Raw genomic sequence first — 25,803 nt, 5'->3', positions numbered from 1 at the left:
GCCTCGCCCGTACGCCTTCCAGGTCCGCCCCGGTTCCGCTCAGCGGGACCGGGGCGGACGCATGCGCGCAGGGGCGGAGCTACCGCAGCCAGGGCAGGTCGGCCCCCGCGTCCTTCGGCTGGAGGCCCTCGGCGACGATGCGCATCGCCTCGCCGAGCGCCGTCTGCTGCTCGTCGCTGAGCCGGTCGAAGAGCGCCTGGCGCACCGCCGAGACATGGCCGGGCGCGGTCCGCCGCAGCACCTCGTAACCGTCGTCCGTCAGCACCGCGAACTGCCCCCGCTTGTCGGAGGGACAGTCCTCGCGCCGTACCCAGCCGTTCTTCTCCAGACGGGCGATCGCGTGGGAGAGCCGGGAGCGGGTGATCTTCGCCTTCTTGGCCAGCTCGGTCATCCGCAGCCGTCTGCGAGGAGCCTCGCCGAGCGTCACGAGCAGGCCGTAGTAGATGTGCGGCATGCCGGCGTCGCGCTGGAGCTGTCGGTCGAGATGGTCCTCGAGGAGGGTCGTGGCGTGCATGTACGCGCGCCAGATGCGCTGTTCCTCGTCATTGAGCCAGCGCGGCTCTTCAGCGGGTGCCGTGTTCATGCTTTCCACTGTACGAGCACCCTTCTTGAATTTTAAACAACCAGGGAGTACGCTGTTCGGCGTAGCTTGAGAGTTCAAGTAACCATGATTCACCTACCCGGGGACGCGGGAACCGAACGCCGGAGGGAGTGGCCGTCATGTCCGTCGCCGCGCGAGCTGTCGCCGAGGAGCGCGCCCCACGGGAGCGCATGCCCGCCCTGTACCTGAGCCACGGCGCCCCGCCGCTGGCCGACGACCCCGTCTGGCCCGGCCAGCTGGCCGCCTGGTCCGCGGACCTGCCGCGCCCCACGGCGATCCTCGTCGTCTCCGCCCACTGGGAGGAGGCGCCGCTCGCCCTCGGCGCCGTACGCACCGTGCCCCTGGTCTACGACTTCTGGGGCTTCCCCGAGCACTACTACCAGGTGCGGTACGAGGCCCCGGGCGCGCCCGCGCTCGCCGAGTCCGTACGCAAGCTGCTGCGCGCGCCCGGCACGCCCGTGCAGGACATCCCGGACCGCGGCCTGGACCACGGCGCCTACGTGCCGCTGGTGGAGATGTTCCCGGAGGCCGACATCCCGGTCCTGCAAATCTCCATGCCGACGCTCGACCCGGTCGCGCTCATGGAGATCGGCCGCAAGCTGGCCCCGCTGCGCGACGAGGGCGTACTGATCGTGGGCTCGGGCTTCTTCACGCACAACCTGCGCGCGCTCAGCCCCGAGGGGCACGTGTCCTCGGTGATGGCCGAGTTCGACGACTGGGGGCGGCGTGCCCTGGACGCCCAGGACCTGGACGCACTCCTCGACTTCGAGAACAAGGCTCCCGCCGGCCGCCTCGCACACCCCCGCACCGAGCACTTCGCCCCGCTGTTCGTGACCCTCGGCGCCGCCCACGACGAGCTGTCCACGCAGCGCACGGTGATCGACGGCTTCTGGCTGGGCCTGGCGAAGCGGTCGGTACAGCTCGGCTGACCGGCCGGGGCGGCGTACTTCCGGGACGTACTCCCGCGCGCCTCAAAGATCCTTCTCGTACCAGGCGACGTCCCAGTAGCGGCCGAACTTGCGGCCCACCTCCCGGTACGTGCCGACGTGCCGGAACCCGAAGCGTTCGTGCAGCCGCACGGACGCTTCGTTGGGCTGCGCGATGCCCGCGTAGGCGCGGTGGACGTCCTCGCCCGCGAGCGCGTCGAAGAGGGCCCTGTAGAGCAGGGTGCCGATGCCGCGGCCGCCGGCGTCCGGCGCGAGGTAGACCGTCACCTCCACGGAGGTCGCGTACGCCGGCTTCGCCCGGAAGGCGCTGGACGTGGCATACCCGAGCAGCCGCTCGCCGGACGCGCCCGGCGTGTGGTCCGGCGCACGGTCCGGCCCGGTGGCAACCATCAGGCGGTGCGGGCCGTCTACAGGATGGGAGAGCAGCCACGGGCGGCGCTCCTCGGGGGTGAAGACGGCCGTGTCGAATGTGATCGGTGTCTCACGTACGTAGTGGTTGTAGAGGTCCGTGAGGGCTTCGAGGTCGGCCTCGACTCCCGGTCTGACCTGCGTCTCTGTACGCTCCGTGGGCATCCGGCCTCCCTGTGTGGCGGCACAGGGTACTGCATGATCACGAAAAATGAAGGACGGCATGGGAATTCTGTCCGGATTCCAGTCGTTGTTTCCTACGGATGCCGGGCACTCGGGAGGGTGAACCGAGCGTCCAGGACCACCCGCCAGCCCACCATCGCAAGGGAGCACGCATGGCAACCCGTGCCGTCGCCCGTCGTAAGTCCGCCGCCGGCGAGACCGACGCGGCAAGCAGTGTTCGCGCCGTAGGCGGCGAGATCGCCGACCGCGACCTGGTCGGCATGTATCTCGACGAGATCGCGCGTACGCCGTTGCTCGACGCCGCCAAGGAAGTCGAGCTGTCCCAGATCATCGAGGCGGGTGTGTTCGCGCAGCAGATCCTCGACGGAGAGGTCGACGACGCCAAGGCGGAGGCGACCCGCGAGGAGCTCGAAGCGCTCGTCGCCGACTCCGAGCGGGCGAAGGACGTCTTCATCCGTTCGAACCTCCGCCTGGTCGTCGCCGTGGCCCGGCGTTACCCGCGCAGTGGCCTGCCCCTGCTCGACCTCATCCAGGAGGGCAACGCGGGCCTGGTGCGCGCGGTCGAGAAGTTCGACTACCGCAAGGGCTTCAAGTTCTCGACGTACGCCACGTGGTGGATCCGTCAGGCCATCACGCGCTCGATCGCGGACCAGTCGCGCACCATCCGTCTCCCCGTCCACCTGGTCGAGGAGCTGGGCCGCATCCGCCGGGTGCAGCGCGAGTTCAACCGCGAGCACGGGCGTGAGCCGGAGCCCGCGGAGATCGCCGCGGAGCTGGGCTCGAACCCGGAGCGTGTGGTCGACGTCCTCGACTGGGCCCGCGACCCGGTCTCGCTGAACATGGCGGTGGACGACGAGGGCGAGACCCAGTTCGGCGACCTCTTGGAGGACACCTCCGCGGTGTCGCCGGAGCAGTCCGTACTGACGCTGCTGCGCAGCGAGGAGCTGGACGACCTGATCGGCCGCCTCGACCAGCGCACGGCCTCCATCATCAAGATGCGGTACGGCATCGAGGACGGCCGCGAGCGCACGCTCACCGAGGTCGGCAAGGAGCACGGCCTCACGCGCGAGCGCATCCGCCAGATCGAGAAGCACGCCTTGCTGGAGCTGAAGAAGCTGGCCCGCGACACCGGGTTCGACGCGGCGGCATGACGGTGACGTGACGGCGCGGTGCGGATGTGACGCGTGAGCAACGCGTGCGCGCCACTCGCCGTCCGTTCGCCGGACATGACCGGGTCAAGCTGCTTCAACCGACCGGGCTCGGGGCACAAGAACTCCGAGCCCGTACTGCGGAACCTGCGGAGACCTTCGGATTCGAAGCTGCGTAAACCTTCGGGCTCGCCCCGAGCCAGAGATCCGCGCCGTCACGCCCGGACGGCCGGACGACAACCGAAGAGCGGACAACCGAAGAGCGGACAACCCGAGACGGGTGTCCCAAGAGCCGAGTCCTGACGCACTCCCCCCCGGCGTTGGGACTCTTCCAGAGCCGAGCTCCGTCGCCTCCCCCCTGGCGCCGGGGCTCGGCTCCATTCACGCCGCCGGACTCCCGCTCCCGCCGCCCTCACTTCTGCTCCCGTCCGTCGCCCGGAGCAGGCGCTCGCCCAGGTCGCGCAGGTACCCGGTCAGCTCCGGCGGCCGGCGCACGGTGAACTCGCAGTCCACCAGCGCCAGCCGCACCGCCAGCCACTCCAGGGAGTCGGCCGAGCCGCCGCGCAGCCGGCAACTGTGCTCGCCGAGCGGTTCCGGCGTGCCCAGCCAGGCCGGCAGCCGCGCCGCGACGAACTCGGCGGGCGCCGCGAAGGTCACGTCGAACGCGTACGTCTCCTGCCGGCCGAACATCGACTGGCGCAGATACTCGGCCGCGCTCCCCGTCGGCAGCTCGCGCGGCGCGAAGCGCGCCCCGGTCGCGAAGGGCTCGGCCACCCGGTCGACCCGGAAGGTGCGCCAGTCCTCGCGGTCCAGGTCGTAGGCGACGAGGTACCAGCGGCGGCCGGTGGAGACCAGCCGGTACGGCTCGGTCAGCCGCCGCGAGGGCGTCCCGTCACCGGAGCGGTACGCGAACCGCAGCCGTTCCCGTCCCGCCACCGCGGAGGCCATCACGGTCAGCGTCTCCGGGGCGATGCTCGCGCCGTCCCCGGCGGTCAGCGGGGTGGTGGCGGCCTGGAGCACGGACACCCGGTGCCGCAGCCGGGCCGGCAGCACCTGCTCCAGCTTGGCCAGAGCACGTACGGACGCCTCGTCGACGCCCTCGACGGCGTGCCCCGCCCCGGCTCGCAGCCCCACCGCGATCGCCACGGCCTCCTCGTCGTCGAGCACCAGCGGGGGCATCGCCTTGCCCGCGACCAGCCGGTACCCGCCGTCGGAACCCTTGGTCGCCTGCACCGGGTAGCCCAGCTCGCGCAGCCGGTCGATGTCCCGGCGGACGGTACGGCGCGAGACCCCGAGCCGCGCGGACAGCTCACTGCCGGGCCACTCGCGCGGGGTCTGGAGCAGCGACAGCAGCTGAAGAAGCCGGGCGGGCGTATCGGTGGTCATACGGCGGTCACCTCGGACGTGGTCATACGGCGGTCACCTCGGACGTCATGCCGACAGGGTGCCGTAGGACTAGGACACGATCTGACCTACTGCGGTCCTAGCTTGCTCGCATGACATCGACCGAGACCCCCGCGCCACCTCTCGACAGCACGACGGAGCACGGCAGCACGACCACACCCGACAGTGGCCGGAGCACCACAACCGCCATGGCCGCCGGGCCCGACCGCCGGCGCTGGTTCGCCCTCGCCATCGTGATGACCGCGGCCTTCATGGACCTGGTCGACGTGACGATCGTGAACATAGCGATCCCGTCGATCCAGCGGGACGCGGGCGCCTCGTTCAGCCAGATCCAGTGGATCACCGCGGGCTACGCGCTGGCCTTCGCCGCCGGGCTGATCACCGGTGGCCGGCTCGGTGACATCCACGGCCGCAAGCGGCTCTTCCTGATCGGTATCGGCGGTTTCACGCTCGCGTCCGCCCTGTGCGGCTTCGCCGTGAACCCGGAGATGCTCGTCGCCTCGCGCGTCCTCCAGGGCGCGATGGCCGCGATGATGGTGCCGCAGGTCCTGTCGATCGTGCACGCCACCTTCCCCGCGCACGAGCGCGGCAAGGTCTTCGGGCTGTTCGGCGCGATCGTGGGCCTCGGTGCCGTGTCGGGGCCGCTGCTCGGCGCGCTGCTCACCGAGTGGAACCTGTTCGGCCTGGAATGGCGCCCGATCTTCCTCATCAACCTGCCGGTGGGCGTGGCCGGGCTGCTCCTCGGGCGGAGGTTCATCAGCGAGTCCAGGGCGCCGCGGGCCCTCCGCCTGGACCTGGCCGGCGTCGTCCTCGTCACCCTCGGTCTGCTGATGCTGCTCTACCCGCTCACCCGGGGCCGCGAGCTGGGCTGGCCGCTGTGGGGGTACGCGTCGATGGCCGGTGCCCTCGTCGTCTTCGCGGCGCTGGTGGCGTACGAGCGGCGGAAGGCGGCGCGGGACGGTTCGCCGCTGGTGGAGCTGGAGCTGTTCAGGGTGAAGAGCTTCGCGGCGGGCATCGCCGTGCAGACGGTCTTCGGGATCGGCCTCGGCATCTTCTTCCTCGTGTGGACGCTCTACATGCAGACCGGCCTCGGCTGGAGCCCGCTGCGGGCCGGGCTGACCGGTGTACCGTTCTCGATCGCCGTCTCGGCGGCGGCCGGGCTGTCCGTGCAGACACTGGTCCCGCGCTTCGGACGCAAGGTGCTCCAGGCGGGCGCGCTGACCATGGCGGCCGGTGTGCTGCTCTACATCTGGGAGTCCGACCGGTACGGCATGTCCCTGGCCGCCTGGCAGATGGCGCTGCCGCTCACGGTGATGGGCGTGGGCATGGGGCTGATCGTGGCTCCGCTGACGGACGCGGTGCTGTCGGAGGTGCCGCGTGAGCACTCCGGTTCGGCGTCCGGTCTCATCAACACCGTGCAGCAGATGGGCAACGCGCTCGGTCTGGGGCTCGTCTCCGTGGTCTTCTTCGGCTCGATCGGCGACCGGCTGACCCCCGCCGAGGTGGGACCGGCCTTCGCGACCGCCTTCGAGCACGCGCTCGGCTGGGTGGCCGGCGTACTGGGCCTGATCTTCCTGCTGATGTTCGCCCTGCCGAAGCGGCCCGCCCAGCACGTGGAGGGCGGGGACGCGTAGCACGCGGAGGGCGGGGCGGGGACGCGTAGCCGGGCGCCCGCACCGGGCCCCCGTACCCTCACCCCTCCTTGTTCCGCCTTGTTCTGCCTCGTTCCGCGAAGCCCGTTCATGCCCACTTCGCGCCCGAACCTGTTTACTTTGTGGAATTCCGGGCGTAGCCTCCGACTGAAACCACAGGTTCGGGCATCAGTCGGAGGCGAACGGACATGTACGCACCGGAGCGGCAGCAGGAGATCCTCCGGCTGGCCCGTGACGGCGGCCGGGTGGACGTCGTCTCCCTGGCCGAGGAGTTCCAGGTCACCGCGGAGACGATCCGCCGGGACCTGAAGGCGCTCGACCGCGCCGGTCTCGTCCGCCGTGTCCACGGCGGCGCGATCCCGGCCGGGCGCCTGGACTTCGAGCCCGACCTCGCCGAACGTGAGTCGACCGCGGCCGACGAGAAGGACCGCATCGCCCAGGCTGCCACGGCGGAGCTGCCGGTCGAGGGCACGGTCATCCTCGACGCGGGCAGCACGGTCGCCCGGCTCGCCGGTGCCCTCCCGCTGGAGGCGGAGCTGACCGCCGTCACCCACAGCCTGCCGATCGCCGCCCGCCTCGCCGACCACCCCGGCATCCAGCTCCACCTCGTCGGCGGCCGCGTCCGGCACCGTACGCGCGCCGCCGTCGACGCCTGGGCCCTGCGCGCGTACGGCGAGATCCGCGCGGACGTGCTCTTCGTGGCGGCCAACGGTTTCTCCGTCGACCACGGGCTGACCACCCCCGACCTCGCCGAAGCCGCCGTGAAGCGGGCGGCGGTGCAGGCCGCCCGCCGGGTGGTGCTGCTCGCCGACTCCTCCAAGCACGGCCAGGAACACTTCGCCCGCTTCGGCGCCCTGAGCGACGTGGACCTGCTGATCACCGACAGCGGACTGAGCCCCGAGGACACCGCCGCCATCGAGCGCGGCGGCACGGAAGTGCTGCATGTCTAGATCGAAGCGCTGCGTATCCAGACCGAAGTGCCGCATGTCCGGACCGAAGTGCCGCATGTCCAGGAAGAACGAGTACCGATGATCCTCACCGTCACCCCCAACCCCTCCCTCGACCGTACGTACGAGGTGCCGTCGCTCGGCCGCGGCGAGGTCATCCGGGCCACCGGCGAACGGATGGACCCGGGCGGCAAGGGCGTGAACGTCTCACGGGCGGTCGCCGCCGCCGGCCGGCGCACCGTCGCCGTACTGCCGCTGGGCGGCGCCCCCGGCGCCCTCGTCGCCGAACTGCTCGACGCGCAGGGCATCGAGGTCGCGCCCGTCCCCGTCGCCGGGGCGACCCGCTCCAACATCTCGGTCGCCGAGCCGGACGGCACCCTCACGAAGATCAACGCGCCCGGCCCCGAACTCACCGCCGCCGAGGCCGAACTGCTCCTGGACACGGTCCGCCGCCAGTACCGCGCCGGCGACACCCGCTGGATCACCTGCTGCGGCAGCCTGCCCCGCGGCCTCGCGCCCTCCTGGTACGCGGAGCTGGTCGCCCGCGCCCACGCGGCGGGCGCCCGGATCGCCCTGGACACCTCGGGCCCCGCGCTGCTCGCCGCCCTCCGCGAACGGCCCGACCTCGTCAAGCCCAACGCCGAGGAGCTCGCCGGAGCCGTCGGCCGCCCGCTCGCCACCGTCGGCGACGCGGTCAAGGCCGCCGAGGAACTGCGCGAGCTGGGCGCCGGTGCCGTACTGGCGAGCCTCGGCGCGGACGGCCAACTGCTCGTCGACGCCTCGGGCACCTGGTTCGGCAGCGCCCGGGTCGACGCCGTACGCAGCAACGTCGGCGCCGGTGACTCCTCCCTCGCCGGTTTCCTGATCGCCGGCGGCAACGGCCCCGAGGCGCTCGCCTCCGCCGTCGCGCACGGCGCCGCCGCCGTACAACTCCCCGGCAGCGTCATGCCGCGCCCCGCCGACCTGGACCCCGCCGCGGTGACCGTCACCCACGAGGTCCCCGCCGACCGCGCCCTCACGGAGCCGGCGTCATGACACCCCCCGGCACCATCCTCCCTGTTCCCGTCCCCGTCCCCGTTACCGTCCCCGTCCCCGTCCCCCTCCCCGAGACCCCAGCCCACGAGTTCCCCCGGGCGATACGCGTGCGAAGGAGCCCGCGATGAGCGAGATGATCACCGCGGACCTGGTCGACCTCGACCTGTCCGCCGAGACCAAGGAGGCGGCGGCACGTGCCCTCGCCGAACGCATGGTGGCCCTGGGGCGGGTGACCGACCTCGACGGTTTCCTCGCCGACGTGGCGGCCCGCGAGGCGCAGATGCCGACCGGCCTCGACGGCGGCATCGGCATCCCGCACTGCCGCAGCGCGCACGTCACCGAGCCGACGCTCGCCTTCGGACGCAGCGCCGCCGGGGTCGACTTCGGGGCGCCGGACGGACCCGCCGACCTGATCTTCCTGATCGCCGCTCCCGCCGGAGCCGACGACGCCCACCTCACGATCCTCTCGTCGCTGGCCCGGCAGCTCATGAACGAGGAGTTCACCGCGGCGCTGCGCGCCGTGGACGACGCGGCGACCGCGGCGGCGCTGATCCGCGGCGAGAAGCCGACCGAGGAAGCGCTCGGTGCGGCGCAGGCTCCCGCTGAAGACGTCCCCGCTGAAGACGTCCCCGCCGAAGACGCCTCCGCCGAAGACGCCTCCGCTGAGGACGCTCCTGCCGAGGGCGCCCCCGCTCCTGCCGCGAACGAGGACCGCCCCCCGTTCCGGATCGTCGCCGTCACCTCCTGCCCCACCGGTATCGCCCACACCTACATGGCGGCCGAGTCGCTGGAGAAGGCCGGCCGCGAGGCGGGCGTCGAACTCGTCGTCGAGACGCAGGGTTCGGCCGGGTTCACCCGGCTCGACCCGGCCGTGATCGCCGCCGCCGACGGCGTGGTCTTCGCGCACGACGTGCCCGTACGCGACAAGGACCGCTTCGCCGGCAAGCCGACCGTCGACGTCGGCGTGAAGGCGGGCATCAACCGCCCCGGCGAGCTGATCACCGAGGTCCGCGAGAAGGCGGCACGCGGCGAGGTAACCTCCGGTTCCGCGCCGGACACCCCCGTCGACCGGTCCGGCGAATCCGGCGAGGGTTACGGGACCAAGCTCCGTAAGTGGCTGATGTCGGGCGTCAGTTACATGGTCCCGTTCGTCGCCGCGGGCGGTCTGCTGATCGCCCTCGGCTTCGCGATCGGCGGCTACCAGATCAACAAGGCACCCTCGGTCATGGACCACTTCGTGTGGACGCAGGCCGACAGCTGGGGCGCCCTGCTCTTCCAGATCGGCAACGTCGCCTTCGGCTTCCTCGTCCCCGTCCTGGCCGGCTACATCGCCTACGGCATGGCCGACCGCCCCGGCCTCGTCCCGGGCTTCGTCGGCGGCGCGATCTCGCTCACCATCAACGCCGGTTTCCTCGGCGGCCTGGCGGCCGGTCTGATCGCCGGTGGTGTGGTGATGGCGATCCAGCGGGTCCGCATCCCGGCGGCGCTGCGCGGCATCATGCCGGTGGTGGTGATCCCGCTGATCTCCTCGGCGGTCGTCGGGTTCCTGATGTTCGTCGTGATCGGCAAGCCCATCGCCTCCGCGCAGAAGGGCATGACCGACTGGCTGAGCGGCCTCAGCGGCGCCAACGCCGTCCTGCTCGGCGCCCTGCTCGGCCTGATGATGTGCTTCGACCTCGGCGGCCCGGTCAACAAGGTCGCCTACGCCTTCGCCACCGCGGGCATCGCCGTCGCCGAGCCCAGCGACTCCGCGATGAAGATCATGGCCGCGGTGATGGCCGCCGGTATGGTCCCGCCGCTGGCGATGGCCCTGGCGACGACCGTGCGCGGCAGGCTCTTCACGCGGACCGAGCGCGAGAACGGCAAGGCCGCCTGGGTGCTCGGCATCTCCTTCATCTCCGAGGGCGCGATCCCGTTCGCCGCGGCCGACCCGCTGCGCGTGATCCCCTCCTCGATGGTGGGCGGCGCGATCACCGGGGCCCTGTCGATGGCGTTCGGCGCGACGCTGCGCGCCCCGCACGGCGGCGTCTTCGTGGTGCCGCTGATCGGCAACCCGTTCCTCTACCTGGTCGCGATCGCCGCCGGCGTCGCGGTCACCGCCACCCTGGTCGTCGTCCTGAAGGGCCTGCGCAAGCAGGGGCCCCAGGGCGCCGGTGCCGGAGCGGCCGACGGCCGGACGGCCGCCGACGCCGGGACCAAGGAGCCGGTCGCGGCCTGAGGCATGAACAGTCGGCGCTCATAGCCGACGCGAACAGCCGCCCGCTTTGCGGCGGCTGTGAGCGGTTCAGGAACGCTTAACCGCTTCTGCGAGATACATCACGGTCCGGGGTCGAAGTCCCGGACCGTGGTGTTCACTGGGGCGCATGGCTGAGCATGTGTCGATCCTTCAGGTGACCGTGGTGGCCGTCGTCCTGCTGGGGACCGCCCTCTGGGTCGCCGGAGCCGTGCGCCTGCTGCGCCGCGGCCGGCCGACGGAGGCCACTTCCGACCGAAAGGGGGCCACTTCCGACCGGTCGGAGGAGACACCCGGTCGGCCTGAGGAGGTGGCGCGGCGCCGCAGCGAGACCCTTCGGGCGCTGCCCCGCCAGCGCCGCGTCGGCCCCGCCGCCGAGTCGGTCGAACTCAGTTCCCAGGAACGCGCCGCCTTCGCCGCCCTGATCCGGCAGTTCAGCGACAGCCACCGCCGGTAGCCGGGACCGGACCCGGCATCCTTACGGCATCGGCATCGGCGTGAGTGTCAGCCGCAGCGGGCCGCCCGGCGCTCCATCGCGTCGCGGGCCGCCTCCTCCGTCGCGTACACCTCGCACATGTGCCGTCGGTCCGGCGTCGCCGTGTGCTCCACCTCCCAGAGGGAGATCTCGCGTCCGTCCCGCAGCAGGAACGCGTGCTCGTACAGCGAGAAGCACGGGCCGACCCGGCGGCCGGGGCGGCCGAACGCCTGGGTGATCTGGTGGGCGAACGCCTCGCGTTGCAGGAGCGCGGTCAGCGGCGGCTCCGGCAGGTCGGTGTTCTCCGCGCGCCGCAGCAGCCGGCGCGCGTGGTCCGCGGAGTCGTCCGGGACGTAGACGTGGCGGGGCTGGGGGAGCGGCGACAGCTGCACCGTCACGGGCAGCTCGAAGTCAGGGGCGTCCGCCGGCAGCGGCAGCCGGGACGTCGCGGCGCGCAGCTCCTCCTCGTCCGCGTACACCTCGTGCTGGGCCTCGCTGCCGGGCGCGGTGTTGTGGACCAGCTCCCACAGCGTGACCGCCGAGCCGTCGGCGAGCAGCCACGTGTGCCGGTACGTCTCCCGGTGCAGGCCCGCGCTGTGGTGCGCGGAGTGCAGCGAACTGTCCTGGGCCAGCGCGCAGTCGAGAAGCTGTATCGTCTCGTCCGGCAGGTCGAATGAGTTCAGGGCGCGACCGAGGAGTCGCGCGAGGTGCTCCTCCGGAGACTCGGGCGACTCGGGTGGTTCGTACGCTGTTGTGTCGTACGGAACGCTCAAGGCTTCTCCCGGCGTTGCTGCATGTCACCTTGTGGGTGCATACCGTAGCCCCTCGGTCGGACATCATGTCCGCGAACCGAGAAAACGTACGGACAGAAAACGGGCGGGCCGCGCGAGAGGTTCCCGCGCGACCCGCCGTAGCGTCAAAAAGCCCTCGTCAGGCGGCACTTCCCGCGGTCCACTCGCTCCACGACATGTTCCAGCCGTTGAGCCCGTTGTCCGGCGAGACCGTCTTGTCGGGGGAGTTCTTCACCGTGACGACGTCCCCGATGAGCGAGTTGTCGAAGAACCACTTGGCCGTCGTGTCGCCCTGCGCGCCCTGCACGTCGGCCAGTCCCACGCAGCCGTGGCTCGTGCCCTCCCGCCCGAAGGGCGGGTTGCCCCGGCTGTACCAGTAGTTGCCGTGGATGAACGTCCCCGACGACGTCAGCCGCATCGCGTGCGGCACGTCCGGGATGTCGTACTCCCCGCCGTAACCGACCGTCGACCCGTCCATCCGCGTCTGCGTGAACTTCTCCGAGATCACCATCTGGCCGTTGTACGTGGTGTTCTGCGGGCTGCCCGCCGAGATCGGGATCGTCCTGACGGTCTCACCGTCCCGCACCACCGTCATCGTCTGCGTGTTCACGTCCACCGTGGAGACCTGCGAGCGGCCCACGGTGAAGGTGACGGTCTTGTCCTGCACGCCGTAGACGCCGTCCGCGCCCTCCACACCGTCCAGGTCGATCTTCATCGTGACCTTGGAACCGGCCTTCCAGTACTCCTCCGGCCTGAAGTCGAGCCGCTGCGTCCCGAACCAGTGCCCCTCCACCTGCTGGCCGCTGTCGGACGTCACCGTGATGTGCGACTGCACGGCCTTCTTCTCGCTGATCGCCTTGTCGAAGGTGAACGAGACCGGCATCCCGACCCCGACCTTGGCGCCGCCGTCCGGCGTGTACGTACCGATGAAGCTGTTGCCCGTCGAGACCGTCGTGAAGATGGAGTTGGCCGCGGCCGTGTGCCCGTCCCCGTCCTTCGCCGTCGCCGCTATCCGGTACTTCGTCCCCCGCTCCAGCTGCTCCTCCGGCTTCCACACGGTGTCGTTCCCGGACAGCGCCCCGGGCACGGCCGCCCCGGTCTCGGCCACGGTCATCTTCACCTCGGTCAGCTTGCCGTCGCTGACCTTCACGCCGGTCGCGTTGATGGACGCGTTCGTCGAACCGTCCTTCGCCGAGATCGCGATCTCCGGCGCGGACGCCTTGCCGTCCTTGCCTTCTCCGTTGTCCGCGGTGGCGTCGCCGCCGCAGGCAGTGAGGGTGAGGGCGCCGACCATCAGGGCGGCACAGGCCCCCAGTACGCGCCGCGCGTGAATGTCCGGCGTTGTCACGGGCTGCTCCAGGTTGTCGTGTGGTGAGTGTTCCGCTCCCCTGCGCGGGGGAAGAGCGGCCCACGGCACCCGGAGGTTCCCTCCGTCCCCCGCCGATCACCGTCACGTGACAGAACCGGGACAATCGCCCACTCAACCGTTCACCCGACCACCCCTCGCGTCACCTCCCCCCACCGTTCCCGTACAACTCCTCGTACGACGGCCAGCTCCCGCCCGGCCCCGCCACCGGCTCCGCCGCCCGCACCGCCCGCACGATCGCCCGGGTCACGACGTCCGCGCCCGCCGCGAGCACCTCGTTGAGCGCGAGCGGCTGCCCGGGCAGCGGCGGCCCGTCACCCGTCGCCAGCGCGAAGACGGTGTCCCCGTCATGGAGCAGATGCACCGGCCGTACGGCCCGCGCGATGCCGTCGTGCGCCGTGCCCGCCAGCTTCTGCGCCTGGGCCCGCGTCAGCGCGGTGTCGGTGGCGACGACGGCGAGCGTGGTGTTCAGCGGCGGCGAACCGTTGCCCGCCGCGGTCTGGGCCAGCCGCCGCCGCGCCGCGGCGTGCACCTCCGCCGGCGGGCACGCCGTACGGCCTTGCAGCAACTCCCCGTACAGCGCCCCCGTTCCCGGCTCCACCGCGGAGCCCGCCGCGTTGGCCACGACCAGCGCGGCCACCGTGATCCCCGAGCCGAGCCGCACGCTCGCGGTACCGATGCCGCCCTTCAGCGCCCCGATCGCCGCTCCGGTGCCCGCGCCGACGCATCCCTCGGTCACCGGCGCGCCCGGCTCGCTCGCGGCGGCGGCCTCGACCGCCGCCCGGCCGGTGGCCGCGTCCGGGCGGGCCCGGAAGTCGCCGCCGCGGCCGAGGTCGAAGACGCAGGCGGCCGGCACGACCGGCACCACGTGCGTCGGGTCCGGGCCCACCCGCACCCCGCGGCCCCGCTCCTCCAGCCAGGCCATCACGCCCGACGCCGAGTCCAGGCCGTAGGCGCTGCCGCCGGTCAGCACGAAGGCCTCGACCTTCTGCACCACGTTGCGCGGGTCCAGCGCGTCGGTCTCCTTGGTGCCGGGCCCGCCGCCGCGCACGTCCACGGCCGCGGTCGCCCCGCCCTCGGGTGCCAGCACCACGGTGGTGCCGGTGAGCCAGCCGCCGCCGGTGCGGGTCGCGTGCCCCACCCGCAGCCCCGCGACATCCGTCAGCGCGTCGAGCGCCCCGCCCTGTGTCATGCCTTCACCGTCCTGCGTGCCGTCAGGGTGACGCCGACCACCACCGCCAGTGCGGCCACGATGCCCGCGACGAGCACCGCCTGTTCCCCGAGGAACGGGCACACGATGATCAGCAGGGAGGTGGTCGGCAGGATGAGCTGCTCCGCGATACCGGCCTTGTAGTGGCGCGAGTGCAGCGCCCACACGGTGAGGAAGAACAGCGCGGTCGGCAGGGCCACCGCGGCGGAGGCGGCGAGCCGCGAGATGTGCGCCTCGCCGATCGCCTGCTCGACCGCGACCTCGAGCCCCGCGCCGATCGCCGCGGCCGACGCGAAGATCAGGTAGTGGCCGTATCCCCACAGGAACGCCTGCCGCTGGGACCGCAGGTGCTCGTGCCCCGGCACCACGAAGTAGACCCACCAGGCGGCGAACACGATCAGCAGCCCGCCCACGGCGATCGGCAGCAGCGCGCCCAGCTCCTCGTGCTTGTCCGCCGCCGACTTCACGGCGACCGTGGCGGCCGCGATCGTCTCGCCGAGCACGATGATGGTGAACAGGCCGTAGCGCTCGGCGATGTGATGCGGGTGCCAGGCGGAGGGCACGTGCCGCTCCGCGAACACCGGGACGGCCAGCTCGACGAGGACCATCACCAGGAACAGCCACGGCCGCGCGGACTGCGGCAGCACGATCAGTCCGAGCCAGCCGACCTGGCACAGCAGCACACCGCCCGCGTACCGAAGCGCCATCCGTCTCTCGGCGCCACCGGCGGACCGGGCCGCGCGCAGCCACTGGGTGATCATGGCCAGCCGCATGATCACGTAGCCGAGCCAGACGAACAGGAAGTCGTGGTCCTGGAAGGCTCTCGACACTCCGGCCGCGAGCACCAGCACACCGGCGATCTGGAGCAGCGTGACGAACCGGTACAGCGCGTCGTCGTTGTCGTACGCCGAGGCGAACCAGGTGAAGTTCATCCAGGCCCACCAGATCGCGAAGAAGATCATCGCGTAGTACATGATCCCCGTGCCCGCGTGCCCCTCGGCGACGGCGTGCACGAGCTGGACCCCGCCCTGGGCGACGGCCACGACGAAACAGAGGTCGAAGAACAGCTCCAGCGGCGACGCGACCCGGTGTGCCTCGCCCTTGGCGCGAGCGGTCATCCGGCGCAGCGGTCCGCGGTCGGCCGCTTCCGGAGTGCGGGTGGGTTCGGGTTCGGAGGAGGAACTGGTCGTCATACCGCCAAGCACAGCAGAAAAGATCCAGAAACGCTCGTACGGGGGCGGGACGTACCCTGGACGCATGAGCAGCACCCCCGATCCCGCGCCGCGGCCGACGTCCTCCGGTGCCGGGCGCCCGGAGAACCCCAAGGCCGCACTGGTCTTCGACGACCCGCTGAGCCGGCAGTCCTCGGACGACACGGACCGCGGCTGGGGCGAGCGGACCGACGGCGACGGTGACAGCGCGGCCGACCTGAAGCGCTTCCTCGACGAGAAGCCGCCGCACCACCTCTGACGCCGGCTCCGGGCCGGAGCCTCGGCGGCCGCCACGGCAGGACGCCGGCGCGCTACTCCCGGTCGCGGCCGCCCGCCTCGCGCTGCTGGGCCAGCAGCGCGTCGCGGATCTCCTTGAGCACCGCCAGCTCGGTCACCTCGATCACCTCGGAGGTGCTTTCCTTCGCCTTCCGGCGGGCCTGCTGCATGGCCAGATACTTGGACATGGGCAGAACCATGAGGAAGTAGACGACGGCCGCGGTGATCAGGAAGCTGAGCGTCGCGCTGAGCACCGAGCCCCACATGATGGGGATGCCCTTCTGGACCGTGCCGTCCGCCGACATGGCGCAGGGCGCTTGCAGGCACGAGTGGTACTTGTCGAGATCCTTGGTGCCGAACGCGCCCACCAGCGGGTTGATGATGCCCTTCACCAGTGAGTTCACGATGTTGGTGAAGGCCGCGCCGATGACGACCGCGACTGCCAGGTCGACGACGTTGCCACGCATCAAGAAGGCTTTGAAGCCATCCCAGACGCCCGGCTCCTTCTTCTCGCTCACCACAAGGCCCCTTCGCGCACGTCGTAGATCGAACAGTTCCGCAACCTACGTCAGGGCCCGCCCGACCTGTCCAATCGGACCCCTCGATCGAGGGACTTGACAGCGCATCGCAGGTCAGCACAGCGTCACCGCCAGCCGTGCGGAAGTGCTGGCCCCGACCAGCCGGGCCGCCGTGGCGCGGGGGACCGCGAGCACCACCAGCGCACCCGTCTCCACGGCGCCGACGTCCGGCACCTCGGTCACACGCGCGCCCGACGCGACGACCCGTGTCCCGCCGCCGCTGTCCGCCGCGACGACGTCCACCCGGTCGCCCGGCCGCAGCAGCCGGACCGTGGCCCCGTCGGCGATCCGCACCGGCGCGGTCACCGTCCGGACCGCGCTCCGCGCACGTCCGGCGGCCGGGGCGGGCGCGGCCGCGGCAGCGGTGGCGGCGGGACCGGGCGGCGCCGGATGACCCCGGGCCCGCCCGGCGTCACCGGGCCCCGCCGCGACGAGCGCGGCAGCGGTGACCGCGAGACCCGCGGCGACGGCCCGCCTGCGGTGCCGCAGCAACCGCCGCAGCCGGCCGTGCCCGCCGCGCACCCGGACGGGAGGGAAGTGCGGCACCTCGCACGTGGGCGGGGCGTCCGGGCCGAGCGGGCCAGCGGAAGTCGGACGCTCCGCCCACGAGGGAGGAGAGGGAAGAGAAGGAGGAGAAGGAGAAGCGGGAGGAGAGGGGATCCGCTGTGCCATGAGTGCCACCACCTGCGACGAGAGACCGGCCGGAACGGCTTGCGATCCCACGATGAGGCACGGCGGCGAAGTCCGCCGGAGCCCGTGGATTACCCACGGGTTGTGGACAACTCCGTCCCCCGAACGGGAAGTTCCGCCCGGCCTGCCCGGCCCGCCTGCCCGGCCCGCCTGGCCCGCCTGCCTGGCCCGCCTGCCTGGCCCGCCTGGCCGGTCTGCCTGGCCGGTCTGCCTGGCCCGCCTGCCTGGCCCGCCTGGCCGGTCTGCCTGGCCCGCCTGCCTGGCCCGCCTGCCTGGCCCGCCCGCCCGGCCTGCCTGCCTGCCCGGTCTGCCTGGCCCGCCCGCCCGCCCGGCCCGCCTGGCCCGCCCGGCCTCGGGCAGCTCGCAGCCCGCCCCGCCTCAGGGCAGCTCGAACCCCGGGTCCATCCCGCCCAGCGCCGTCGTGCACAGGCAGTCCCGCGCCCCGTTCGCCGGCAGTCCCGCGATCGCCTCGAAGAGCACCCCGCGCAACCGGTCGACGTTGGCCGCGAACACCTTCAGCACGTCCTCGTGCGAGACGCCCTCGCCGGTCTCGGCGCCCGCGTCGAGGTCGGTGACGAGGGTCAACGACGTGTAGCAGAGTTCCAGTTCACGGGCGAGCGTGGCCTCGGGGTGACCGGTCATGCCCACCACCGACCAGCCCTGCGCCTGGTGCCAGAGGGACTCGGCCCGGGTCGAGAACCGCGGGCCCTCGACGACCACGAGCGTGCCGCCGTCCACCGGTTCCCAGTCCCGTCCGCGCGCGGCCGCGAGGGCCGCCGCGCGCCCGGCGGGGCAGTAGGGGTCGGCCAGCGACACGTGCACGACGTTCGGCACCCGGCCGCCGGGCAGCGGCAGCCCGTCGAAGTACGTCTGGGTCCTGGCCTTCGTACGGTCGACGAGCTGGTCCGGGACGAGGAGGGTGCCAGGACCGTACTCGGGCCGCAGGCCGCCGACGGCGCAGGGGCCGAGCACCTGCCGTACGCCGACGGAGCGCAGGGCCCAGAGGTTGGCGCGGTAGTTGATGCGGTGCGGCGGCAGGTGGTGGCCGCGGCCGTGGCGGGGGAGGAACGCGACGCGCCGGCCCGCGACCTCGCCGAGGAAGAGGGAGTCGCTGGGCGGTCCGTAGGGGGTGTCGACCTGTATCTCGGTCACGTCGTCCAGGAACGAGTAGAGCCCCGAGCCGCCGATGACCCCGATCTCGGCCGCCGGAGCCTGCTTCTGGGCGGGGTCCTGCGCGTTCTCGTTCACCATGTTCGCCATGGAGCGCACCCTAGCCGGACCCGGAGAACAGCCGGACCCGGAGAACGCCGAAGGCCCCGCCGTCCGGGACGGCGGGGCCTTCAGAGCGAGCACTGGCTGCCGGGTACGGGCCGGTGCGTACGCGGTACGCGGTCTACGCGGCGGAGCTGCCGGCCGACGAGGAACCCGCCGAGGACGACTTCGAGTCCGAGGACGACGAAGAGGACGACGAGGACGTGGTCGACGACTTGGAGTCGGACGACGAACTCGACTTCGAGGACGACGCCGGGCTGCTGCTCGACGAGGAGCCGCGGCTGTCGTTCCGGTAGAACCCGGAGCCCTTGAACACAATGCCGACGGCCGAGAACACCTTCTTCAGGCGGCCACCGCAGTTGGGGCACTCGGTCAGAGCGTCGTCGGTGAACTTCTGCACCGCCTCGAGGCCCTCGCCACACTCGGTGCACTGGTACTGGTAGGTCGGCACTGGTCTTCCTCCTGGCACTCTCACTCAATGAGTGCTAACGACGGTCCATAGTGACCTATTCCCGGGGATCAGTCCACTGCCACCGGAGAGCGGTGACCGACGCCACGTGCCACCGTCCGGCTCCGCGAGGGCGGTGACAGGTGTGACGAGAGGGTCAGGAGGGTCGCCAGCGCAAGCACCGTACCGGCCATCGGGACCAGGAAACCGGCGCCGTCCCACAGGCGGTCCTCGAGCTGTCCGGCGGCCGTGACGGCCGCCGCCTGGCCCAGTGCCACCGCGCCGGTCAGCCAGGTGAAGGCCTCGGTGCGGACGGCCGCCGGGACGAGGGCCTCGACCAGGGTGTAGCCGGTGATCAGGGCGGGCGCGATGCACATGCCGACCAGCAGGCCGACACCGGCGAGCACGACGACGGAGTGGGCGGCCCACAGTCCGGAGGCGGTCAGTGCGAGCGCGGTGTACCCGAGGACGAGCCGCCGCCGCGGGGCCGCCTTCCAGGCGATGGCGCCGCAGACGATCCCGGAGAGCATGTTGCCCGCGGCGAAGATCCCGTACAGGACGCCGTTCAGGCCGGGTTCGCCGATGGACTCGGTGAAGGCGGCGAGCGAGACCTGCATGCCGCCGAAGACCGAGCCGATGCCCAGGAAGGTCGCGATCAGGACCCGCACCCCGGGGACGGCCAGTGCCAAGGCGTGCTCCACGCGCGCGTGCTCCGTGTCTCCGGCGCCCTGGAGCCGCCCTTCGGGCTCCGCCTCCGCACAGCGCCGGGCGGCCACCGCGGGCTGCGTGCTCTTCTGCGCGGCGAAGAGCAGTCCGCCCACCAGGGTCAGCGCGGCCTCGGTCAGCAGCCCGGCGGCAGGGTTCACGGCGGTGCACAGGGCGGTGGCGAGCAGGGGTCCGAAGACGAAGGTGAGCTCGTCGGTGACGGACTCGAAGGCCGCCGCGGTCGTCATCAGCGGGGAGTCCGCGAGCTTGACGCCCCAGCGGGCGCGGACCATCGGGCCGACCTGCGGCACCGAGGCGCCGGTGGGCACGGCGGCCGCGAACAGCGCCCACAGGGGCGCGTCCGACAGCGCCAGAGCCGTCAGCGCGAGGCCCGCCAGGGCGTGCACGAGCACCCCGGGCAGCAGGACGGCGCGCTGGCCGTAGCGGTCGGCGAGCCGTCCGCTGTAGGGGGCGAACAGCGCCATGGCGACGCCGGTCACGGCGGCGACGGCGCCCGCGGCCCCGTAGGAGCCGCTGGTGTGCTGCACCAGGAGCACGATGGAGATGGTGAGCATCGCGAACGGCTGCCGTGCGGCGAAGCCGGGGAGCAGGAACGTCCAGGCGCCGCGTGTGCGCAGCAGCTGTCCGTACCCGGGGCGGGAGGTGACCGTGGACGCCACGGCCCATGCCTTTCTGCCGCCTGGTAGCGCGCCCGTGCGGGGGGCGCCGAGAGCTGTCCTCTTGCGCGGAACTGCGGTAGATACCGGCGCCCGATGAGGGAGGACGTCCCGGCCGCCATACGGTCGCGCCAGCTCTGCGTCAGGCAGAGTTGGTTCGATCAGGGTGCGCACCGATCGTACAGGGGTGCGAGCCGGCGGAGCCGGGCGAACCGGCCCTCCCAGGGACCCTCATCGCCCGGCCCGCTGCCCCGCCCCGCGATCCGTCCCGTCGTCCGACGTGCCCAGCCAGCCGGCGAGCTTGCCGCCCTGCCCGACCGCGCGCAGCCGCTTCTCGGCCGCGTCCCTGACCGGGTCGGTGGCCACCACGAGCAGTTCGTCACCGTGCCGCAGGACGGTGGTCGGCAGCGGCACGAAGGACGTGCCCTCGCGGACGACGAGCGTGACGGCGGCGCCCGCGGGCAGCCGCAGTTCGCTCACCTCGACGCCGTGCATGCGGGACCCCTCCGGGATGCCCACGGACAGCAGATGCCCGCGCAGGCGCTCCAGGGGCGCCGATTCGATCCCCAGGTCGGCGGTTCCGGCGGAGGTGTCCAGGCGCAGCTTCCGGGCCAGCCAGGGAAGCGTGGGTCCCTGGATGAGGGTGTAGACGACGACCAGGACGAAGACGATGTTGAAAACCCGCTCACTGCCCGTCACCCCGTTCACCATCGGGATGGTCGCCAGGATGATGGGCACGGCGCCGCGCAGTCCGGCCCAGGACATCAGGGCCTTCTCCTGCCAGGGGAGTCGGAACGGCAGCAGCGTGGCGAAGACGCTCAGGGGGCGTGCCACCACGGTCAGCACCAGACCGATGACGAGGGCGGGCCAGATGTCGTCGGCCATCTCGTGCGGGGTGACGAGCAGGCCGAGCAGGACGAACATGCCGATCTGGGCGATCCAGCCGAGACCCTCGGCGAAGCCGCGGGTGGCCGGCCAGTGCGGCAGCTTGGCGTTGCCGAGCAGCATCGAGGCGAGGTAGACGGCGAGGAAGCCGCTGCCGTGGGCGAGCGCCCCGGCGGCGTACGCGGTGACGGCGATGGCCATGACGGCGATCGGGTAGAGGCCGGAGGCGGGCAGCGCCACGTGCCGCAGCCCGAACGCGCCGAGCCAGCCGACCGCGAGACCGATGGCGGCGCCGATGGCGAGCTCCAGGGCTATCTCGCCGAGCAGCACGTACCAGTGCTCCACCGGGCCCGCCGTGGAGAACGCGACGACCAGGATGACCACCGGGGCGTCGTTGAACCCCGATTCGGCCTCGAGCATGCCCGTCACGCGCGCGGGCAGCGGGATGCGCCGCAGGACCGAGAAGACCGCCGCCGCGTCCGTCGAGGACACCACCGCTCCGACGATGAGCGCCTGCCGCCATTCGAGCCCGACCACGTAGTGCGCGCCGGCGGCCGTCACCCCGACGCTCACCGCGACACCGGCGAGCGCCAGCGCGGAGGCCGCCGGCAGCACCGGCCCGACCTCTTTCCACTTCGTGCCCAGGCCGCCCTCGGCGAGGATCACGACCAGGGCCGCGTACCCGATGACCTGGGTCATCTCGGCGCTGTCGAAGTGGATGTCGCCGAGGCCGTCCTGGCCCATGGCGACGCCTATCCCCAGATAGACGAGCAGGCTGGGCAGGCCGCTGCGGGACGAGATGCGGACCGCCGCCACGGCGACGAGCAGGACGAGCGAGCAGATGAGCAGGAGCTGGTTGAGGTGGTGGACAGTCAGCGGCCGTTCCCTTCCTTGACGCACGCGATCAGCGCGAGCTCACGGACTTTGCAACCCGAGCACTTCGTTCCTGATATCGGTCACGGAACCCAAGTACTTCGTTACCTTACCTAACTCTTGACGTTTTCTTGACGCTCGTGGGGCAAGATCGAACGCTCATACCCCCGGGATCCCGACTCCGCGTCAAGGCGCGGCGGGCCCTGCGCCTACAGTTGCTCCAGCGCTCATTCGAAGTCACAGCCCGGCCTGCCGCTCGCGTAAGGACAGCAAGGACAGCGATGCCCCCCAACACCACCGCCTCTTCCGGCCAAAAGCCCGGCAAGTCCGGCAGGAAGAAGGGGCGCAGAGCCCGTCTGATCGTGATCGTTCTGGTGCTGGCCATCGTCGGCGGCGTCGCCTACGGCGCCTACTGGACCATCAGCACCGTCCGCGCCTCCCTGCCGCAGACCAAGGGCTCGATCGAGCTCAGCGGCCTGTCGGGGCCGGTCGACGTGAAGCGGGACGGCTACGGCATCCCGCAGATCTACGCCTCCTCCGACGAGGACCTGTTCATGGCGCAGGGCTACGTCCAGGCGCAGGACCGGTTCTACGAGATGGACGTGCGCCGCCACATGACCTCGGGCCGGCTGTCCGAGATGTTCGGCAAGGGACAGGTGAAGAACGACGAATTCCTGCGCACCCTCGGCTGGCACCGCGTGGCGCAGAAGGAGTACGACACCAAGCTGTCGGACTCCACGAAGAAATACCTCCAGGCGTACGCCAAGGGGGTCAACGCCTACCTCAAGGGCAAGGACGGCGCGGACCTCTCCCTGGAGTACGCGGCCCTGGGCTTCACCAACGACTACAAGCCCGAGAAGTGGACCCCGGTCGACTCGGTGGCCTGGCTCAAGGCGATGGCCTGGGACCTGCGCGGCAACATGCAGGACGAGATCGACCGCTCCCTGATGACCAGCCGCCTCGGCCCGAAGCAGATCGCCGACCTGTACCCGGACTACCCGTACAGCCGGAACAAGACGATCGTCCAGGAGGGCCAGTACGACGAGGTCACCCAGACCTGGTCGCAGAGCTCCTCGTCCTCCTCCACGGGCTCCGCGGCGGGCACGGGGCTGGCCGGCGGCACCGAGGCGCCCAGCGGCTTCCAGAGCCAGCTCTCGGGCCTCTACGACGTCCTGGACGACGTCCCCACGGCCGTCGGCGTGAACGGCAACGGCATCGGCTCGAACTCCTGGGTCGTCGACGGCGACCACACCATCACCGGCAAGCCGCTGCTCGCCAACGACCCGCACCTGTCCGCCTCGCTGCCGTCGGTCTGGTACCAGATGGGCCTGCACTGCCGCAGCGTGAACGCCAAGTGCCAGTACGACGTCGCGGGCTACACCTTCGCCGGGATGCCCGGCGTCGTCATCGGCCACAACCAGGACATCGCCTGGGGCCTGACCAACTCCGGGGTCGACGTCTCCGACCTCTACCTGGAGAAGCTCACCGGGGACGGCTACCAGTACGACGGCAAGGTGGTGCCGTTCACGACCCGCAAGGAGAAGATCGACGTCGCGGGCGGCAAGTCCAAGACGATCGTCGTGCGGGAGACCGGCAACGGGCCGCTGCTCTCGGACCGCGACGACGAGCTCGTCAAGGTCGGCAAGAAGGCCACCGTCGACACCGCGGCGCCCGACCGCGGCGACGGCTACGGCATCTCGCTGCGCTGGACCGCGCTCGAGGCGGGCAACACCATGGACGCCGTCTTCGAGCTGGACAAGGCGTCGGACTGGACCGAGTTCCGCAAGGCGTCCGAGTCCTTCGAGGTCCCCTCGCAGAACCTGGTCTACGCCGACACCGACGGCAACATCGGCTACCAGCTCCCGGGCCGGATCCCCACGCGCGGCAAGGGCGACGGCTCGCTGCCGTCGCCGGGCTGGGACTCCAAGTACCGCTGGACCGGCTACATCGACCAGGACGAGCTGCCCTACGAGTACAACCCCAAGCGCGGCTACATCGTGACCGCCAACCAGGCCGTCGTCGACGAGGACAAGTACCCCTACACGCTCACCACGGACTGGGGCTACGGCGCGCGCAGCCAGCGGATCACCGACCTGATCGAGTCGAAGATCAAGGGCGGCGGCAAGATCTCGACCGACGACATGCGCCAGATGCAGCTCGACAACAGCAGCGAGATCGCCAAGCTGCTGGTGCCCAAGCTGCTCGACATCGACGTCTCCGACCCGGACGTCCGCCAGGCCCAGAAGCTTCTGGAGGGCTGGGACTACACCCAGGACGCCGACTCAGCGGCGGCCGCTTACTTCAACGCGACCTGGCGCAACATCCTCAAGCTCGCCTTCGGCAACAAGCTCCCCAAGGAGCTGCGGGTCAAGGGCCAGTGCCTGTCGGTGGACCGGGTGGACACCACCGGGCCCGCGGACGAGGACCAGAAGGTGCGCGAGTGCGGCGAGCGCGACGCGGACCAGGCGCAGCCGGACGGCGGCGACCGCTGGTTCGAGGTGGTCCGCAAGATCATCGACGACGAGGACAACGACTGGTGGCAGTCGCCCAAGTCGCGCACCGACAAGGCCACGGACACCCGTGACGAGCTGCTCGGGCGGGCCATGAAGGACGCCCGCTGGGAGCTGACGGCCAAGCTGGGCAAGGACATCGACACCTGGTCCTGGGGCCGGCTGCACCGTCTGTTCCTGAAGAACCAGACCCTCGGCACCGAGGGCCCGAGCCTGCTGAAGTACGCGCTCAACCGCGGTCCCTGGAAGCTCAGCGGCGGCGAGGCGACGGTCAACGCGACCGGCTGGAACGCGGCCGGGGGCTACAACGTCGTCTGGGTCCCGTCGATGCGCATGGTGGTGAACCTCGGGGACCTCGACAAGTCGAAGTGGATCAACCTCACCGGCGCCTCGGGACACGCCTACAGCGCCCACTACACCGACCAGACGGAGAAGTGGGTCAAGGGCGAGCTGTTGTCCTGGTCGTTCTCGGACAAGGCCGTCGACAAGAGCACGAGCGACACGCTGCTGCTGAAGCCGTGACGCCCGGCGGATCGTGAAAGTGGCCCTCCACGCGCGCGGGGAGGGCCACTTCCGTTCTCCCGCCGTCAGCGGAACCGGCGCACCCCCGAGGGCGTCACCACCGCGTGCACCGGCCGGTCGTGCGGCTCCCCGGGGATCCGCTCGACGACCTCGGCGTCGTACAGCAGCACCACCAGGGCCGGACCGGCGCCCGTGGCCTCCAGCCGGGCCAGCACCCGGTCGTACGAGCCGCCGCCGCGGCCCAGGCGCGTGCCGCGCGCGTCGACCGCGAGGCCGGGCAGCAGCACGGCGTCGGCCTCCAGGACGGCCGCCGGGCCGAGCGGCTCGCCCGACGGCTCCAGGAGGGCCATCCGCCCGCCCCCCCGGCGCTCGACGAGCGCATCCACGCCGTCGTACCTCCCCCAGTCCAGATCGTCGTCCGGCAGCAGCCGGGGCAGGAGTACGCGCACGCCCCGCGCGCGCAGCGCGTCCAGGACGGCCGCGGTACCCGGCTCACCGCCCACGGAGACGTACGCCGCCACCGTGCGCGCGTGCGCCAGTTCGGGCAGCCGGAGCGCGTGGACGGCCAGGGCGGCGGCCGATTCCCGCACGTCACCGGCCGTCAACCTGTTCCTCACCGCGAGGAGTTCCCGTCGCAACGTTCGCTTGTCAGGCTCCGCTCGGGGACCGAGATGGCTCACAGGTGACTCCCGTATTCTCGTAATGCGCTCAAATGAGAACGAATTAACCGGAGCCACAGATTCCGCACATAGCCAC

General features: G+C 71.6%; 23 protein-coding genes. 9 read left to right on the top strand and 14 right to left on the bottom strand.

Features of this window, described 5'->3' with window-relative positions; all coding sequences use genetic code 11:
* Positions 1-79: 79 nt before the first annotated feature.
* Entirely contained in the window at positions 80-583 is a 504-nt protein-coding gene (locus ACFV6E_RS34685) for a MarR family winged helix-turn-helix transcriptional regulator (protein ID WP_385168151.1), read from the bottom strand.
* A 137-nt stretch (positions 584-720) separates the two neighbouring features.
* On the opposite strand from ACFV6E_RS34685, the gene ACFV6E_RS34680 reads away from it, so the two are divergent.
* Positions 721-1,530 (top strand): dioxygenase, encoded by an 810-nt coding sequence (locus tag ACFV6E_RS34680; RefSeq protein ID WP_385467108.1) that lies wholly within the window; start codon positions 721-723, stop codon positions 1,528-1,530.
* A 42-nt stretch (positions 1,531-1,572) separates the two neighbouring features.
* On the opposite strand, the gene ACFV6E_RS34675 is transcribed toward ACFV6E_RS34680, so the two are convergent.
* The gene (locus ACFV6E_RS34675) at positions 1,573-2,121 is read right to left on the bottom strand and encodes a GNAT family N-acetyltransferase (protein ID WP_385467105.1); all 549 of its coding nucleotides are present in this window, start codon (positions 2,119-2,121) and stop codon (positions 1,573-1,575) included.
* Between the two features lie 170 nt (positions 2,122-2,291).
* Between ACFV6E_RS34675 and ACFV6E_RS34670 the strand changes: the two genes are divergently transcribed.
* Positions 2,292-3,290: an RNA polymerase sigma factor RpoD/SigA gene (locus ACFV6E_RS34670; protein ID WP_385168160.1), complete on the top strand. Its 999-nt coding sequence runs from the start codon at positions 2,292-2,294 to the stop codon at positions 3,288-3,290.
* 378 nt (positions 3,291-3,668) lie between these two features.
* Here ACFV6E_RS34670 and ACFV6E_RS34665 read toward each other — a convergent pair whose 3' ends face one another.
* Positions 3,669-4,673, bottom strand: a complete 1,005-nt coding sequence (locus tag ACFV6E_RS34665; RefSeq protein ID WP_385467102.1) for a helix-turn-helix transcriptional regulator — start codon at positions 4,671-4,673, stop codon at positions 3,669-3,671.
* 206 nt (positions 4,674-4,879) lie between these two features.
* Between ACFV6E_RS34665 and ACFV6E_RS34660 the strand changes: the two genes are divergently transcribed.
* The 5 genes from ACFV6E_RS34660 (at position 4,880) to ACFV6E_RS34640 (ending at position 11,015) form a co-directional block, all read left to right on the top strand.
* On the top strand, positions 4,880-6,325 hold the full coding sequence (locus tag ACFV6E_RS34660; protein ID WP_385168214.1) for an MFS transporter: 1,446 nt from the start codon (positions 4,880-4,882) through the stop codon (positions 6,323-6,325).
* Positions 6,326-6,531: 206 nt separating this feature from the next.
* Complete coding sequence (locus ACFV6E_RS34655) at positions 6,532-7,293, top strand: DeoR/GlpR family DNA-binding transcription regulator (protein WP_385168166.1); 762 nt, start codon at positions 6,532-6,534, stop codon at positions 7,291-7,293.
* 78 nt (positions 7,294-7,371) lie between these two features.
* The gene (gene pfkB / locus ACFV6E_RS34650; RefSeq protein ID WP_385168169.1) at positions 7,372-8,325 is read left to right on the top strand and encodes a 1-phosphofructokinase; all 954 of its coding nucleotides are present in this window, start codon (positions 7,372-7,374) and stop codon (positions 8,323-8,325) included.
* A 124-nt stretch (positions 8,326-8,449) separates the two neighbouring features.
* Positions 8,450-10,543 carry a fructose-specific PTS transporter subunit EIIC gene (locus ACFV6E_RS34645; RefSeq protein ID WP_385467099.1) on the top strand — a complete coding sequence of 698 codons (2,094 nt, stop codon included), beginning with the start codon at positions 8,450-8,452 and terminating at the stop codon, positions 10,541-10,543.
* Between the two features lie 145 nt (positions 10,544-10,688).
* Positions 10,689-11,015 (top strand): hypothetical protein, encoded by a 327-nt coding sequence (locus ACFV6E_RS34640; RefSeq protein WP_385168175.1) that lies wholly within the window; start codon positions 10,689-10,691, stop codon positions 11,013-11,015.
* Between the two features lie 47 nt (positions 11,016-11,062).
* Here ACFV6E_RS34640 and ACFV6E_RS34635 read toward each other — a convergent pair whose 3' ends face one another.
* The 4 genes from ACFV6E_RS34635 to ACFV6E_RS34620 all read right to left on the bottom strand — a co-directional run bounded on the left by ACFV6E_RS34635 (position 11,063) and on the right by ACFV6E_RS34620 (position 15,593).
* The gene (locus ACFV6E_RS34635; protein WP_385168178.1) at positions 11,063-11,806 is read right to left on the bottom strand and encodes a DUF6227 family protein; all 744 of its coding nucleotides are present in this window, start codon (positions 11,804-11,806) and stop codon (positions 11,063-11,065) included.
* Between the two features lie 157 nt (positions 11,807-11,963).
* Positions 11,964-13,172 (bottom strand): Ig-like domain-containing protein, encoded by a 1,209-nt coding sequence (locus ACFV6E_RS34630; RefSeq protein WP_385467096.1) that lies wholly within the window; start codon positions 13,170-13,172, stop codon positions 11,964-11,966.
* A gap of 160 nt (positions 13,173-13,332) precedes the next feature.
* Positions 13,333-14,382, bottom strand: coding sequence for a P1 family peptidase (locus ACFV6E_RS34625; RefSeq protein WP_385467093.1), 1,050 nt, complete (start codon positions 14,380-14,382; stop codon positions 13,333-13,335).
* The gene (locus ACFV6E_RS34620; protein WP_385467090.1) at positions 14,379-15,593 is read right to left on the bottom strand and encodes a low temperature requirement protein A; all 1,215 of its coding nucleotides are present in this window, start codon (positions 15,591-15,593) and stop codon (positions 14,379-14,381) included. The genes ACFV6E_RS34625 and ACFV6E_RS34620 overlap by 4 nt, the downstream gene beginning before the upstream one ends.
* A 64-nt stretch (positions 15,594-15,657) precedes the next feature.
* Here ACFV6E_RS34620 and ACFV6E_RS34615 point away from each other — a divergent pair, with 64 nt between their 5' ends.
* Positions 15,658-15,870, top strand: a complete 213-nt coding sequence (locus tag ACFV6E_RS34615) for a hypothetical protein (protein ID WP_385168190.1) — start codon at positions 15,658-15,660, stop codon at positions 15,868-15,870.
* A 52-nt stretch (positions 15,871-15,922) separates the two neighbouring features.
* Here the strand turns inward: ACFV6E_RS34615 and mscL are convergent, their stop codons facing one another.
* The 6 genes from mscL to ACFV6E_RS34585 form a co-directional block, all read right to left on the bottom strand.
* Positions 15,923-16,405: a large conductance mechanosensitive channel protein MscL gene (mscL, locus tag ACFV6E_RS34610; protein ID WP_385168193.1), complete on the bottom strand. Its 483-nt coding sequence runs from the start codon at positions 16,403-16,405 to the stop codon at positions 15,923-15,925.
* 114 nt (positions 16,406-16,519) lie between these two features.
* Positions 16,520-17,011 (bottom strand): hypothetical protein, encoded by a 492-nt coding sequence (locus ACFV6E_RS34605; RefSeq protein WP_385168196.1) that lies wholly within the window; start codon positions 17,009-17,011, stop codon positions 16,520-16,522.
* Between the two features lie 522 nt (positions 17,012-17,533).
* Positions 17,534-18,415 (bottom strand): S-methyl-5'-thioadenosine phosphorylase, encoded by an 882-nt coding sequence (locus ACFV6E_RS34600; RefSeq protein ID WP_385467087.1) that lies wholly within the window; start codon positions 18,413-18,415, stop codon positions 17,534-17,536.
* 133 nt (positions 18,416-18,548) lie between these two features.
* On the bottom strand, positions 18,549-18,878 hold the full coding sequence (locus ACFV6E_RS34595) for an FmdB family zinc ribbon protein (RefSeq protein WP_385168201.1): 330 nt from the start codon (positions 18,876-18,878) through the stop codon (positions 18,549-18,551).
* A gap of 68 nt (positions 18,879-18,946) precedes the next feature.
* A complete protein-coding gene (locus ACFV6E_RS34590; protein ID WP_385168203.1) occupies positions 18,947-20,260 on the bottom strand; it encodes an MFS transporter in 1,314 nt (437 codons plus the stop codon).
* Positions 20,261-20,488: 228 nt separating this feature from the next.
* Positions 20,489-22,042, bottom strand: a complete 1,554-nt coding sequence (locus ACFV6E_RS34585; RefSeq protein ID WP_385168206.1) for a potassium/proton antiporter — start codon at positions 22,040-22,042, stop codon at positions 20,489-20,491.
* Positions 22,043-22,296: 254 nt separating this feature from the next.
* Here ACFV6E_RS34585 and ACFV6E_RS34580 point away from each other — a divergent pair, with 254 nt between their 5' ends.
* Positions 22,297-25,047, top strand: coding sequence for a penicillin acylase family protein (locus ACFV6E_RS34580; protein WP_385467084.1), 2,751 nt, complete (start codon positions 22,297-22,299; stop codon positions 25,045-25,047).
* Between the two features lie 65 nt (positions 25,048-25,112).
* On the opposite strand, the gene ACFV6E_RS34575 is transcribed toward ACFV6E_RS34580, so the two are convergent.
* Positions 25,113-25,727, bottom strand: coding sequence for a 5-formyltetrahydrofolate cyclo-ligase (locus ACFV6E_RS34575; protein ID WP_385467081.1), 615 nt, complete (start codon positions 25,725-25,727; stop codon positions 25,113-25,115).
* Between the last annotated feature and the right edge of the window lie 76 nt (positions 25,728-25,803).

The organism is Streptomyces sp. NPDC059785 (assembly GCF_042732375.1).
Classification (GTDB): Bacteria; Actinomycetota; Actinomycetes; order Streptomycetales; family Streptomycetaceae; genus Streptomyces.
This window is presented reverse-complemented; position numbering and strand designations above follow the sequence as displayed.

Coding starts and splice junctions, on each gene's coding strand:
- ACFV6E_RS34685 (WP_385168151.1), bottom strand. CDS start 583: ATGAACACGGCACCCGCTGAAGAGCCGCGCTGGCTCAATGACGAGGAA.
- ACFV6E_RS34680 (WP_385467108.1), top strand. CDS start 721: ATGTCCGTCGCCGCGCGAGCTGTCGCCGAGGAGCGCGCCCCACGGGAG.
- ACFV6E_RS34675 (WP_385467105.1), bottom strand. CDS start 2,121: ATGCCCACGGAGCGTACAGAGACGCAGGTCAGACCGGGAGTCGAGGCC.
- ACFV6E_RS34670 (WP_385168160.1), top strand. CDS start 2,292: ATGGCAACCCGTGCCGTCGCCCGTCGTAAGTCCGCCGCCGGCGAGACC.
- ACFV6E_RS34665 (WP_385467102.1), bottom strand. CDS start 4,673: ATGACCACCGATACGCCCGCCCGGCTTCTTCAGCTGCTGTCGCTGCTC.
- ACFV6E_RS34660 (WP_385168214.1), top strand. CDS start 4,880: ATGGCCGCCGGGCCCGACCGCCGGCGCTGGTTCGCCCTCGCCATCGTG.
- ACFV6E_RS34655 (WP_385168166.1), top strand. CDS start 6,532: ATGTACGCACCGGAGCGGCAGCAGGAGATCCTCCGGCTGGCCCGTGAC.
- pfkB (WP_385168169.1), top strand. CDS start 7,372: ATGATCCTCACCGTCACCCCCAACCCCTCCCTCGACCGTACGTACGAG.
- ACFV6E_RS34645 (WP_385467099.1), top strand. CDS start 8,450: ATGAGCGAGATGATCACCGCGGACCTGGTCGACCTCGACCTGTCCGCC.
- ACFV6E_RS34640 (WP_385168175.1), top strand. CDS start 10,689: ATGGCTGAGCATGTGTCGATCCTTCAGGTGACCGTGGTGGCCGTCGTC.
- ACFV6E_RS34625 (WP_385467093.1), bottom strand. CDS start 14,382: ATGACACAGGGCGGGGCGCTCGACGCGCTGACGGATGTCGCGGGGCTG.
- ACFV6E_RS34620 (WP_385467090.1), bottom strand. CDS start 15,593: ATGACGACCAGTTCCTCCTCCGAACCCGAACCCACCCGCACTCCGGAA.
- ACFV6E_RS34615 (WP_385168190.1), top strand. CDS start 15,658: ATGAGCAGCACCCCCGATCCCGCGCCGCGGCCGACGTCCTCCGGTGCC.
- ACFV6E_RS34600 (WP_385467087.1), bottom strand. CDS start 18,415: ATGGCGAACATGGTGAACGAGAACGCGCAGGACCCCGCCCAGAAGCAG.
- ACFV6E_RS34580 (WP_385467084.1), top strand. CDS start 22,297: ATGCCCCCCAACACCACCGCCTCTTCCGGCCAAAAGCCCGGCAAGTCC.